This window comes from Tenacibaculum soleae, assembly GCF_001693415.1.
GTDB lineage: Bacteria > Bacteroidota > Bacteroidia > Flavobacteriales > Flavobacteriaceae > Polaribacter > Polaribacter soleae.
The window spans coordinates 1-12,865 of the sequence record NZ_MAKX01000013.1 but is presented as its reverse complement, the minus strand read 5'-3'; the positions used below and the strand labels follow the sequence as shown (position 1 = coordinate 12,865).

The 12,865-nt window shown below is 30.6% G+C and carries 11 protein-coding genes; 1 reads left to right on the top strand and 10 read right to left on the bottom strand.

Going from position 1 to position 12,865, the window contains the following annotated elements:
- Positions 1-11: 11 nt before the first annotated feature.
- Positions 12-572 carry a hypothetical protein gene (locus tag BA195_RS09665; RefSeq protein ID WP_068704908.1) on the bottom strand — a complete coding sequence of 187 codons (561 nt, stop codon included), beginning with the start codon at positions 570-572 and terminating at the stop codon, positions 12-14.
- Between the two features lie 50 nt (positions 573-622).
- Complete coding sequence (locus tag BA195_RS09660; RefSeq protein ID WP_068704906.1) at positions 623-2,146, bottom strand: helicase HerA-like domain-containing protein; 1,524 nt, start codon at positions 2,144-2,146, stop codon at positions 623-625.
- An 85-nt stretch (positions 2,147-2,231) separates the two neighbouring features.
- Between BA195_RS09660 and BA195_RS09655 the strand changes: the two genes are divergently transcribed.
- Positions 2,232-2,864, top strand: a complete 633-nt coding sequence (locus BA195_RS09655; RefSeq protein WP_068704905.1) for a 7-carboxy-7-deazaguanine synthase QueE — start codon at positions 2,232-2,234, stop codon at positions 2,862-2,864.
- A 54-nt stretch (positions 2,865-2,918) separates the two neighbouring features.
- Here the strand turns inward: BA195_RS09655 and BA195_RS09650 are convergent, their stop codons facing one another.
- The 8 genes from BA195_RS09650 to BA195_RS09615 all read right to left on the bottom strand — a co-directional run.
- Entirely contained in the window at positions 2,919-3,992 is a 1,074-nt protein-coding gene (locus BA195_RS09650; protein WP_068704902.1) for a hypothetical protein, read from the bottom strand.
- A gap of 113 nt (positions 3,993-4,105) precedes the next feature.
- Positions 4,106-5,059 carry an acetyl-CoA carboxylase carboxyltransferase subunit alpha gene (locus tag BA195_RS09645; protein WP_068704900.1) on the bottom strand — a complete coding sequence of 318 codons (954 nt, stop codon included), beginning with the start codon at positions 5,057-5,059 and terminating at the stop codon, positions 4,106-4,108.
- 87 nt (positions 5,060-5,146) lie between these two features.
- A complete protein-coding gene (locus BA195_RS09640; protein ID WP_068705438.1) occupies positions 5,147-6,046 on the bottom strand; it encodes a DMT family transporter in 900 nt (299 codons plus the stop codon).
- Positions 6,033-7,118, bottom strand: a complete 1,086-nt coding sequence (locus BA195_RS09635) for an LptF/LptG family permease (protein WP_084443154.1) — start codon at positions 7,116-7,118, stop codon at positions 6,033-6,035. The genes BA195_RS09640 and BA195_RS09635 overlap by 14 nt, the downstream gene beginning before the upstream one ends.
- Before the next feature lie 14 nt (positions 7,119-7,132).
- Positions 7,133-8,263 carry a tRNA guanosine(34) transglycosylase Tgt gene (gene tgt, locus BA195_RS09630; RefSeq protein ID WP_068704896.1) on the bottom strand — a complete coding sequence of 377 codons (1,131 nt, stop codon included), beginning with the start codon at positions 8,261-8,263 and terminating at the stop codon, positions 7,133-7,135.
- Positions 8,264-8,389: 126 nt separating this feature from the next.
- Entirely contained in the window at positions 8,390-9,277 is an 888-nt protein-coding gene (gene rluF / locus BA195_RS09625) for a 23S rRNA pseudouridine(2604) synthase RluF (RefSeq protein WP_068704894.1), read from the bottom strand.
- 65 nt (positions 9,278-9,342) lie between these two features.
- The gene (locus BA195_RS09620; protein WP_068704892.1) at positions 9,343-10,290 is read right to left on the bottom strand and encodes a PorP/SprF family type IX secretion system membrane protein; all 948 of its coding nucleotides are present in this window, start codon (positions 10,288-10,290) and stop codon (positions 9,343-9,345) included.
- A gap of 2 nt (positions 10,291-10,292) precedes the next feature.
- On the bottom strand, positions 10,293-12,865 hold a 2,573-nt coding region (locus tag BA195_RS09615; RefSeq protein ID WP_141677687.1), incomplete at its 5' end, for a T9SS type B sorting domain-containing protein.

Genomic DNA, 12,865 nt, shown 5'->3' with positions numbered 1-12,865 from the left:
CTTGGTTTCTTCTAGTTAAACCAAATAGTCAATGATTTTATTTTTGCTAAATCAGGAATTTGTTCTTTTGTTACTTTCTGAGTACTAAATTCTTTTAACCCTAAATCTTCTTTATCAATAGATACTGTTGCATTTAAATCATCTATAAATAAAGTTGCTGATAAAAAAGACGATTCTACTTTACTAATCGTATTATTTGCATTTATTTCTTGAAATAATGAATTGATATTTAATCCTGTTTTGGTTTTAAAACGTTCATCAAAAATTTCGATACTTTTTATAGTTGACGTAGAATCTAATTGTTCTTTTGGTACAATTGTTAGCAAGTGTTTTCCTCCATTTTCATAAATTAAATATTTATCATCATCCTGAAAATAATTACTTCCTTTTGCCCCTTCACTTAAAATTTTTACAACAGAATCATTTTTAAAAATTCCGTCTATTTCTTGCATGGTTGTTTTAGTTGTTATTGCACCTATTTTACCTTTCGAAATATCATATTTACTGTTTCCGCATTGTATAAATACAACTGATATTAGGGCTATTATTAGAGGTTTAATTAAGTTTTTCATTTTTTATTGTTGGTTTATTTTTATTAAAACGTTTATTTATATTATTTGTTTTACTTTAATACTTTTTTTAGGATACCAAACACACTACGAATAAAAGTAGCACTTGTTAATACTTTTATTATCGGATTTTGTCGGGTACTTCTACTTCTTGTTGAAGAAGATCTTCCACTAATTTTTTCCTTTTCTTTTTGGCGTTCTTCAGCGGTATTTTCTTTATTTATTTTGGCTATTTTTTCGTTTAATAACTCATAGGCACTTTCTCTATCAATAGTGTTATTATATTTAGGTATTAATCTCGAATTATCTAAAACTTGTTTAATTTCTTTCTCCGTTAATACATCCATCCTACTCATAGGAGCTCGCAACATGGTTCTTACTAATGGAGTTGGAATTCCTTTTTCATTTAATACTGAAACTAAAGCCTCTCCTATTCCTAATTGTGTTAAAACCTCTTTGGTATCGTAATATACAGAATCTGGATAATTTTCAGCAGCTAATTTAATCGCTTTTCTATCTTTTGCTGTAAAGGCACGCAAAGCATGTTGAATTTTCATTCCTAATTGTGCCAATACATCTTCTGGTACGTCTTTAGGATTTTGTGTTACAAAGTACAATCCAACACCTTTTGAGCGAATTAATTTTACAATACTTTCTATTTGATTTAACAATGCTTTTGATGCTTCATCAAATACTAAGTGAGCTTCATCAATAAAAATAATTAATTCAGGTTGCTCACTATCACCTTGCTCTGGAAATGTTTCATAAATTTCAGCCAATAATTGTAGCATAAAAGTTGAAAATAATTTTGGCTTATCTTGAATATCAGTTAATCGTAATACTGATATTACCCCCCTTCCATTCTCATCAACGCGTGTTAAATCATCAACTTCAAATGATTTTTCTCCAAAAAACAAATCACCACCTTGCTGCTCTATCGCTATAATTTTTCTAAGGATAGCTCCGGTACTAGCCGTTGAAATTCGCCCGTATTCAGATTGAATTTCTTCTTTTCCTTCATTAGTAATAAATTGAAGAATTTTTTTAAAATCTTTTAAATCTAATAAAGGTAATTTATGATCATCACAATATTTAAACATTATTGCCACAATACCCGATTGTGTTTCGGTTAAATCTAAAATTCGCGATAATAAAACTGGCCCAAATTCAGACACAGTTGCTCTTAAACGTACTCCATCTTGTTCAGAAATTGATAAAATTTCTATTGGAAATTTCGTCGCATTAAAAGGAATACCTATCTTTTCATGGCGTTGATCAATTTTAGCATGTCCTGGACTAGGTTGTGCCAACCCACTTAAATCTCCCTTAACATCCATCAACAATACAGGTATTCCTTTTTCTGACATGTTTTCAGCCAATACCTGCAAAGTTTTTGTTTTACCTGTACCGGTAGCTCCTGCTATTAATCCGTGTCGGTTTAAGGTTTTTAACGGGATATTAACCAACGCATTAGTTACCGTTTCTTCGCCAAGCATCCCAGCTCCTAAAGTGATAAAATCTCCTTTGCTTTTATAACCTTCGTTTATATAATTAAAAAACGTTTCGTTTTTACTCATTATTACGATTCTTTTTATTGATAAAACACGTAAAAGTAACAAAAATCATTCATAAAATTTTAATCTTACCTATCTTTGCACTCTTATGTTGAAAAAAGAAGTACAAGAGTTAATTAATAAAGGAGAAATGCTTCCGTTAATGGAAGAGTTTTATACCATTCAAGGAGAAGGATCTCATACAGGAACGGCTGCTTATTTTATTAGAATTGGTGGTTGTGATGTAGGATGCCATTGGTGTGATGTTAAAGAAAGTTGGGATGCTAATTTACACCCACCAACCAACACAGATGTTATTATTACCAATGCTAAAAAGTGGGCTAAAACCGTTGTTATAACTGGTGGTGAACCTTTAATGTGGAGTTTAGATTATATTACGAATCAACTACAAGATAAAGGTATGAAAACCCATATTGAAACCTCTGGAGCGTATCCATTTTCTGGGAAATGGGATTGGTTTTGTTTATCTCCTAAAAAAACAAAATTACCTACTAAAGAGTGTTATAAGGAAGCAGATGAGTTAAAAATGATTATTCATAATAAAAGTGATTTTGAATTTGCTGAAGAACAAGCGGAAAAAGTTGGTAAAAAATGTCAACTTTTTTTACAACCTGAATGGAGTAAAAAAGAAAAAATGACACCTTTAATTGTAGATTATGTAATGAAAAATCCGAAATGGCGAGTTTCTTTACAAACACACAAATATTTAAATATTCCATAATAAAAAAGCAACCTAGTTAGGTTGCTTTTTTATTATTTATAATTTATCACAAAACTATTGATTCATTTTATTAATTGTTTTTATCAACAATTTTTTTAGCTCAATTGTTTGCTTACTTTTTGAATACTTCTTTTTTAATTCAGGGTAAGGTTCAAGAATTTTTAAAATATTTTTTTTATCTAATTGATATACTAAACCTGTATCTGTATCGAGTACAATCCCTCTAACTTTATTTGATACAGCTGCTCCAATAAGTCCAAAAGCAACAGCTGATGATGGGTCGGAAACTCTATCTTCAAAATAAAGATATTTACCTGTTAATAATGATTTAACAAAATGAGAGTCATAACTATATCGTAAAGCACTCATGTAAATATGCGTCCCATCTGAGATAAATGTTATTCGCTTATTAATTTTTTTGCTATCATTACTTTGTATTTTAAATTTAGGATATTTTTTATTTTTTTTTGCTATAAGCCGATAATTATCTTCTAAAAAAGGATTGTTTGCTACTAATTGAGAAAAACTAGTATAAAGTCCTTTTTTTATTTTTTTAGAAAAATCAAACTTTTTGTTAGTTTCTAATACTATTAATTCTCCTTTTTTATTTTCCCAATCACTTTCAGAAAAAGCTTTTAAACTTTCTTTTATTCCCTTTAAAATACGTGTTCCATGTTTTTTAGTAACATCCATTCCTCCACTTTCAACTTCAGATGCTGTGTACCAAAGTGAATACAATTTACCTTCATTTCTTTTTGCTAACTCAAATCGGAATCTAAAAATTCCTTTTTCAGATAATGCACTAGTTCTTTCTGAAACATTAAATTCATGGATAATTAATGTGAGTGGTTCACTTTCTTTTTCTTTTGTAAGGATGTTATTTATTTTTTCTTTTAAATATATTTGAATACTATCAGGTAAAACCGCTGAAACACGTTTATTAAACAATCCTTTTTGAGCAAATCCTATATTTATTTTAATTAACCGATTATCAATAATTTCTGAAACATAAAATTTACTAACCGCTATATTTTCTTCAACTTTTAACTCTACTATATGAGGTTTACTTTGTGCGTTAATATTTAATGTAAAAATTATTATAAGTAAAAAAGGTAGAAAAATTTTCATATTATTTATAGAAATAAGAATTATTAATTATAGCTAAGTTATAAAACAACTATTATTTAAAAGCAAAAAACTCACCCAAAAGGTGAGTTTTTTTTATAAAAATATCATATTTACTATTCTTTATACACTCCCATATTAGCGTATTTATCCATACGTTGGGCTATTAAATCAGTAGTATTTAAATCTTTAATTTCATCAAAGGCTTTTACAATTTGCTCTTGTACTGCATTAAAAGCTCCTTCTCTGTTAGCATGAGCTCCTCCGTTTGGCTCTTCAATAATTCCGTCGATTAATTTTAATCGTTTCATATCTTCACCTGTAAGCTTTAAAGCTTCGGCAGCTTGCTCTTTGTACTCCCAACTACGCCATAAAATAGAGGAACATGATTCTGGTGAAATTACTGTATACCAAGTATTTTCCATCATATATACTTTATCACCTACTCCAATACCAATAGCACCTCCTGAAGCTCCTTCACCAATAACTATTGATATAATTGGTGTTTTTAAACGTGTCATTTCAAGTATATTACGTGCAATTGCTTCACCTTGTCCACGTTCTTCAGCTTCTAAACCTGGGTATGCTCCTGGGGTATCTACTAACGTTACTACAGGAATACCAAATTTTTCTGCCATTTTCATTAAACGTAACGCTTTACGGTAACCTTCTGGATTCGCCATTCCAAAATTACGATACTGACGTGTTTTGGTATTATAACCTTTTTGTTGACCAATAAACATAAATGATTGATCTCCTATTTTACCTAAACCTCCAATCATAGCCTTATCGTCTTTTACATTACGATCGCCGTGTAACTCCATAAAAGTATCACCACAAATTGCGTTAATATAATCTAAAGTATAAGGTCTGTTTGGATGACGTGATAATTGTACACGTTGCCAAGGGGTTAAGTTTTTGTATATATCTTTTTTTGCTTTTTCTAGCTTTTTTTCAATCTTCTTACAGGTTTCTGTAACGTCAACATCACTTTCTTTTCCTATATCAAAACACTTTACCAATTGATCTTCTAGTTCTTTTATTGGCAATTCAAAATCTAAATATTCCATTATATAGTTTGATTTTATAATTCGTTGTTTGTAAAGGCAAACATACTAAAAAATTGTAAAATTTAGCTTTCTCCCTTTTTTAAAATACTACTTTTTATTTATTTTATTTTTAATTGACCTCATATTTTTTAAAACTCCATTTAGTAAAACGACAAATAAAACAATAAATACTCCGTAGTAAAATTCGGTATTCATCTGTTCTTTTTCTCCAAAAACTATTAAGGCTAAAACTATTGCATAAATAGGCTCTAAATTAATAGTTAGCATTACTGTGTAAGGTGTTAAGTATTTCATAACATGAACAGAAGCTATAAATGCATAAGCTGTACAAAAACTACTTAATATGATTAAATATAACCAATCATTTGTAGTAATTTGAAAAAACTGAAGTGAAAATTTTTGTGTAAAAAATAAATACAATGTTATTCCTATGGCACCAAATAATAATTGATAAAAAGAAATGACATTTGCATCGTATTTTTTTATAAATAACCCATTTAAAACTGCAAATAGTGCCGATAAAAAGGCTGATATTAATGCGTAAACAATTCCTAATACATATTGACTCTGGAAATTAAATATAATATACAAGCCTACAATTACTAACCCTCCTAATAAAATTTCAATTCCTTTTATTTTTCTTTTAAAAAATATAGGCTCAATTAATGAAGCAAAAAAAGCTCCTGTACTCATAGTTACCAAGGCTACTGAAACATTTGACACTTTTATTGCTTTAAAAAAAGTAACCCAGTGTATCGCTATAATTACTCCTGACACTGCAAACTTTAACAGCCCTTTTTTATCTACTTTAAATGATTTTTTACGAATAAAAAAATAGATTGCAATAAATACAACAGCTAATGTCATACGATACCAAACTAACGGAATTGCTTCTATAGATATTAAAGCACCTAATATTGCTGTAAATCCCCAAATAAAAACAATAAAATGTAGGTGTAGATAATTTTTTAATTTACTTCCTTGCATTGATGTATAAATATATTGCATAAGCTCCAAAAACAATATTTGGCACCCAAACGTTTAATAAAGCATTGGCGCCTGCAACGGCTCCTAATACCTCTGCTACTTTTAAAAAGAATACATACACAAACATTACTGATATTCCTAAGGCTAAATTTAATCCTATTCCTCCTCTTCTTTTTTTATGTGCTAAGGCAACAGCTATTAATGTTAAAATATAGCAAGCTACTGGTAAGCTTGTACGTTTATATAGTTCTACTAAGTGAGCGTTTAAGTTTTTAACGCCTCTTTTTTTAGAAATCTCTATAAATTTAATTAATTCAGGTGATTTCATTTCTTGAGCCAGAACATTCTTGTAATTTAAATCGTTAGGAGTAAATGCGAACGTAGTGTCTAAGCTATTTCCTGTAAAAATACTATCTCTTTCTTTAAATATTTTTCTTTCTTTCCAACTAAATAATTTAAATATACTGTCTTTTTCTTTCCATTTTATATTAGTAGCTGTTAGTTGGGATTTTAATTGAATTCCATCATAAACCTCAGTAGAAAAGTTATAACCTGATTTTCTTTTTAAATCAAAACTTTGTAGAAAAATATAAGTACTATCATTTAGCTGTAAACTAAAGTCTCGAACTGACGTATTTGTATATTTTTTTTTACTTAAATACTTTTTTTCAAAAGCTTTTCTTGTTTTGCTACTCGATGGCACAAAAAAATGATTCATTGATAATGCTACTCCACAAACAATCGTAGCTCCTATTAAATAAGGATATAAAAATCGAGTAAATGATATTTGAGATCCATTTATAGCTACAATTTCGGTATTATTTGCTAACTTAGAAGTAAACAATATTACGGCTATAAATAATGCCAGTGGCATAAAAGTATTGGCGTAATAAATAATAAAATTTTTATAATAATCGTTAGCTACTTCGAAGAAGGTTAAGTTCTCATCACGTAAAAACTTATCAATCTTTTCGGCAATATCAATCGCTACCGCAATAGGAATTAATATTAATAAAGTAAACAAAAATGTTACCAAATAACGCTTTAATATGTACCAATCAAGTATTTTCAAAAAAACTAATTATTTTATAAACGATTATCCATTTGTTTTACCATTTTATCTTTCCATTGGGTAAAATCTCCTGCTATAATATGTTTTCTAGCTTCTCTTGTAAGCCATAAATAAAACCCTAAATTATGAATAGATGCAATTTGTTTACCCAACATTTCTTTTGCTGCAAATAAATGGCGTAAATATGCTTTTGAGTACATGGTGTCTACCCAAGTAATTCCCATTTCATCTATTGGCGAAAAATCTTGTTCCCATTTTTTATTTTTAATATTGATAGAACCATGTGCTGTAAATAACATTCCGTTACGTGCGTTACGCGTAGGCATTACACAATCAAACATATCAATACCTAAGGCTATATTTTCTAAAATATTAATTGGGGTACCAACTCCCATTAAATAACGAGGTTTATCTTCTGGTAAAATTGCAGTTACAACCTCTGTCATTCCATACAACTCTTCTGCTGGTTCTCCTACCGAAAGCCCTCCAATAGCGTTTCCTTGAGCGCCTACCGAAGCTATATATTCTGCTGATTGCTTTCTTAAATCTTTATAAGTACTACCTTGTACAATAGGAAAAAATGTTTGTTCATATCCATATTTAAAAGGCAATTTTTCTAAATGATTTACACATCTTTTTAACCAACGATGCGTCATATGCATCGAGCGTTTCGCATAATTATAATCACAAGGATATGGCGTACATTCATCAAATGCCATAATAATATCGGCTCCAATGGTACGTTGCGTTTCCATTACATTTTCTGGGGTAAAGAAATGCATAGAGCCATCAATATGACTTTTAAACTTTACACCTTCTTCGTTTATTTTTCTTCTTCCTGAAAGTGAATATACTTGGTATCCGCCACTATCTGTTAAAATATTACGATCCCAATTCATAAACTTATGCAAACCTCCTGCGGCTTCTAAGGTTTCTAATTTTGGACGCAGGTATAAATGATACGTATTTCCAAGAATAATATCTGGGTTTATCTCATTTTTTAACTCTGATTGATGTACACCTTTTACAGTACCTACGGTACCAACTGGCATAAATATTGGAGTTTCAATTGTTCCGTGATCGGTTGTAATAACACCTGCTCGTGCTTTACTTTTTGGGTCGGTTGTTTTTAAGTCGAATTGCATAAGGGACAAAGATACGCTTATTTAAGAATTGAAAAAGTAAATAAAATCATAATAATTATTAGGTCGGTTTGTGTGAAGAACTTTTTATTTATTTTATTCTTTTACTTTGTATGATGTAACTACTATTTATTTACGTTTACGTCCAAATTTTTGATTAGTATTTCTTTTTGTTTTAGGAGAATTTTTTCTAAATGCAGCACTTTTTTTATTAAAACTGTTTGATTTTTCGGGAGTTTTCTTCTTTGGTTGTTTTGGCTTTTTTTTATCAACAACTACTGATGCTTCTTCTGTTTTAGAAGAACTTGAAATCATTTTATTAATTTCTTTCATTTCATCAGTTGTTAATTCACGCCAATCACCTGTTTTTAATTTCTCTAAAGAAACATTCATAATACGTTCGCGCTTTAACTTGGTTACTTCGTATTCTAAATACTCGCACATTCTACGTATTTGGCGATTTAATCCTTGAGTTAAAATAATTTTAAACGTAAAATCACTTACTTTTTCAACTTTACATTTTTGAGTTACAGTACCTAAAATTGGAATTCCGTTACTCATTTTTGTAATAAAATTGTCTGTTATTTTTTTATCAACCGAAACAATATATTCTTTTTCGTGATTATTTCCGGCACGTAAAATTTTATTTACAATATCGCCATCATTAGTTAAAAATATTAATCCTTCGGATGGTTTATCTAAACGACCAATAGGAAATAATCGTTCTGGATGACCTACAAATTTTACAATATTCTTTTTTTCTTTACTATCTGTCGTACAAACAATTCCTACAGGTTTATTTAAAGCGATGTATAATGTTTTCGGTTTTGATTCCAATAACCGTCCATCAACACGAACTTTATCGCCTTTAAAAACTCGGTTACCTAATTGAGCTACGTTTTTATTAATGGTAACTCGACCTGCTTTAATAAATTTTTCGGCATCTCTACGAGAACAAATTCCTGTACTGCTAATAAACTTATTAAGATTGATTGATGTTTGATTATTATTTTCCATTGTTGCAAAGAAAAAGAAAATCCTCAAGTTTTGGCTTGAGGATTTATAATATATTATTTTGTTTTTTAAAAAATCATCATGTCTTGTGTACAACGTGCTAAACTTGGTCTTCTTTCATAATCAAATCCAAGAGTAATCATGTGGGTTCCGTAATTAAAATCTTGTGTTTTATTCATATTAATACTAAAACCGTATGACATGTATAAATTATCTTTTTTAAGACCTACTAAAGGAGCTATTGCATTGGGTACAAAAAACTGATCATTTAAAAAAGTATAGCTCAAACCTGCCCAAACATAACCATCATTAATTCCTTTTCTTACTTTAACGTTCATATCGGTTCTTGATCTTTTATCTGCTTCATAATATTCAACAAACATAGAAGGTTCAATTTCTACTCTGTTACTAAGTCTTGTAAATACGTATGAACTGTAAAAAGTATATCTTCGTAAAGATTCAGGTTCATTAGTTCTTAAGTTTTCTACTTTTTTATTTAATAAGTTATTTACGTTTGCACTTATACTAAAGCGTTCGTAACGATATAATAAACCTACATCGAAGTTAGAATTTGTTTCTGATATATTGGCTACAGTTTGTCCTGAATTGTTATTAGAAGTATCAATACCAAATTGAGTAAAATTATAACTTATACCAAATGATAGGAAACTATCGTGAAAATTACTTAATGTTAAGTGACTTGCCAATGATAACTTCACTCCTTTTTGAGTTGTATATCCATTTTTATCGTTAAAAACAGTAATACCTCCACCAAAACGGTCGGCAATACGTGCTTCTACCACTAATGATTGTGTATCTGGTGCATCTTCAACTCCTATCCACTGACTTACTCCGTTTAGTCGTATTTGTAAACCGCTTCCAATACCTGCATAACTTGGTGATATTAAAAATGGATTGTCTGCTAAATGACTAATATATTGAGGTAAATTAATTTCTTGGGCTGCTAATTTTACACTACAAATTACGATGCTTATTGTTATTAATATTTTTCTCATTTTTATCTGTATAATGTAAAGTGTCCCATTAATTTCTTCTCTTCTCCTGATAATTCATTATAATAAATAGTATACCAATAATCTCCTGCTGGCATTGGTTTACCATCGTATGTACCGTCCCATCCTTGAACAAAACCTTGGAAGTTTGTTATCTTACGAGCATACCTATCATAAATTAACACTCTAATATTATGGTAAGGTTCTACATCTACCGGATACCAATAATCGTTTATTCCATCTCCATCAGGAGTAAATAAGTTTAATACTGTAATGGTAACATAAACTCCCTCTATTGTTATTGTAACCTCACAACCTCTTGCATCTCTTACCGTAATTGTATACATTTTGGTTTGTAAGATTAAGAACTCATTATCTGTTCCATAATCAACTCCATCAACAGTAAAGTTATATGGTGGTTGTCCAAAGTCTACATTGGCTATTAATTTATTCTTCTGAGTATCATCAATAGTCATTGTTAATGCCTGGATATTATCAATATCAATAGGATCACTAGTTGAACTCTCAGCACAAGATGATCCTGTGTGGGTTGCTGTAACCGTATAACCATTTCCTGATGCAACATCAATAAATTCTCCTGTGTTATTTGTTGTAATTGCGCTACCCGATCCATCATATAACGTATAAGACATATTGTTCTTATACTGATCGGCAACAATTGCTTTGATTATATTTCCTGTCGGACAGGTATATTCAAAATCAACTGTTAATGCTAAATCAACTGGGGTACCCGTGGTTAATCTAATTGGTGCTGGCGCATCACAATTTGTTCCACTATCTCTTACCGTAATATAGTATGCTTCACCACCAATAATACCTTCTGCGGCTCCTAAAACAACTGTATTTGTATTATAAGGCATCGTTAATTCTACATTATTAATACTTACATAATACGGTTGCAATCCTCCTTGCACATCTAAAGTTATAACTGGCGTTGCGTCATTAATACATTCTTGCTCATTTACAGATGTTAACGTTGCGGTAAACTCTGCTGGCTCAGTAATTGTTACAGGTATTGTTGTTGTACATCCTAATTTATCTTTTACTGTAATAACATAAGATCCTGCTGATAAATTACTAAACACATTATTGGTAACAAACTTAATTGGTGGATCTGAACTAATATTATATTCATAACCTGTTAAATTTCCTCCAGTAGCCGATACTGTAATAGTACCATCATTACCTCCATAACAAGTTACATCGGTATGTGTTTCATTTGCTACTAATAGTGCTGGCTCTGCTATTGTTGTTGGGCTTGTTACCTCAGTACATTCAACTCCAAATCTATTAGTACTTCTTACTCTAATATGATAATCACCAATTGCTAAACCTGTAAAAGTATTTGAACTTTGCCAAGGTGCTACTACAGTATTACTAGGGCTTTCTTCTAATTGATATTCATAATTACCAAAACCTCCAGTTACATCTGCCGATAATATTCCGTTACTATTACCATTACAAGTTACAAAAGCTGATATTACGTTTAACGTAGGTGTTAATGCTTCATAATCATCAATACTAACAGCAACATCATCTACACAATTATTAGCATCACGTACGTAGAAAACATGATTTCCTGCACTTACATTTATAAACGTGTTACTAGCTACATAAGTAATACCATCATCACTAAACATATAAGCTCCTGTACCACCTGCGCCTGCTAATTCAACCGTTGCTCCTGAATTTGAACATGTAATATCTGCTGTAATATTTACAGATGCTGTTACTTTTGTAGGATCAACAATAGCTACATCTTCTCTATATTCACAACTATATTTACTATCTCTAACAATAGCTTGATAAGTTGCTCCTGCAGGTAAATTCTCAAAAATATTTGATGATTGCTCAACTTGTGATCCATCTGGGTAGATTAAAATATACGTATAACTTCTTACCGAAGTATCTTGAGTTTGCCCCCCCATTACATTGGTTATCTCAATACTTGCAGTGTATTCACCTTCACATTGATTTTCTACTAAATTTACATCAGCTGACATTGGTGTTGTAGCGTTTAAATCGAAATCAAACGTTGCTAAACAACCAGCAGCATCTCTTACCGTAGCAGTATAACTACCCGCAACTAAACCTGTAATTCTAGGATTAGTGCTAAAGTTTTGAACTGGTGTACCTGGTGTTGCATTGTTTGTTAATTGATACTCATAACCAGAAAAACCATTGCTACCTGTTAAGATAACCTCACCTGTACTTGTATTACAACTAATATATGTAACATCTCCATCCAATGCTAATGCTGCCGTTGGCTCATTTATTGTAAACTCATTGGTATTTATGGTACAGAATGGTGTATCTGTCATTGTTACTGCTACATAATAACTAAATCCTGTTGGGGTAGCTAATAAGCCTCCAATAGTTTCTGTTACATTTCCTACTCCTGTTCCATCTGCTGTTGTTGTTGCAGTTATGTCATTATCATCTGCTACATTACCAGGAGTACCATTATCGTCCATTACAACATAAGTGTAATTTCCTGCATATAATGTACTCGAATCAAAACTAACATCAATACTTCCGCCTGCTGCTCCAAAACACG

Bases quoted from the DNA above. Each gene is read 5' to 3' on its own strand.
- BA195_RS09620 (WP_068704892.1), bottom strand. From the start codon at position 10,290: ATGAGAAAAATATTAATAACAATAAGCATCGTAATTTGTAGTGTAAAA.
- tgt (WP_068704896.1), bottom strand. From the start codon at position 8,263: ATGCAATTCGACTTAAAAACAACCGACCCAAAAAGTAAAGCACGAGCA.
- BA195_RS09655 (WP_068704905.1), top strand. From the start codon at position 2,232: ATGTTGAAAAAAGAAGTACAAGAGTTAATTAATAAAGGAGAAATGCTT.
- BA195_RS09645 (WP_068704900.1), bottom strand. From the start codon at position 5,059: ATGGAATATTTAGATTTTGAATTGCCAATAAAAGAACTAGAAGATCAA.
- BA195_RS09665 (WP_068704908.1), bottom strand. From the start codon at position 572: ATGAAAAACTTAATTAAACCTCTAATAATAGCCCTAATATCAGTTGTA.
- BA195_RS09640 (WP_068705438.1), bottom strand. From the start codon at position 6,046: ATGCAAGGAAGTAAATTAAAAAATTATCTACACCTACATTTTATTGTT.
- BA195_RS09650 (WP_068704902.1), bottom strand. From the start codon at position 3,992: ATGAAAATTTTTCTACCTTTTTTACTTATAATAATTTTTACATTAAAT.
- rluF (WP_068704894.1), bottom strand. From the start codon at position 9,277: ATGGAAAATAATAATCAAACATCAATCAATCTTAATAAGTTTATTAGC.
- BA195_RS09660 (WP_068704906.1), bottom strand. From the start codon at position 2,146: ATGAGTAAAAACGAAACGTTTTTTAATTATATAAACGAAGGTTATAAA.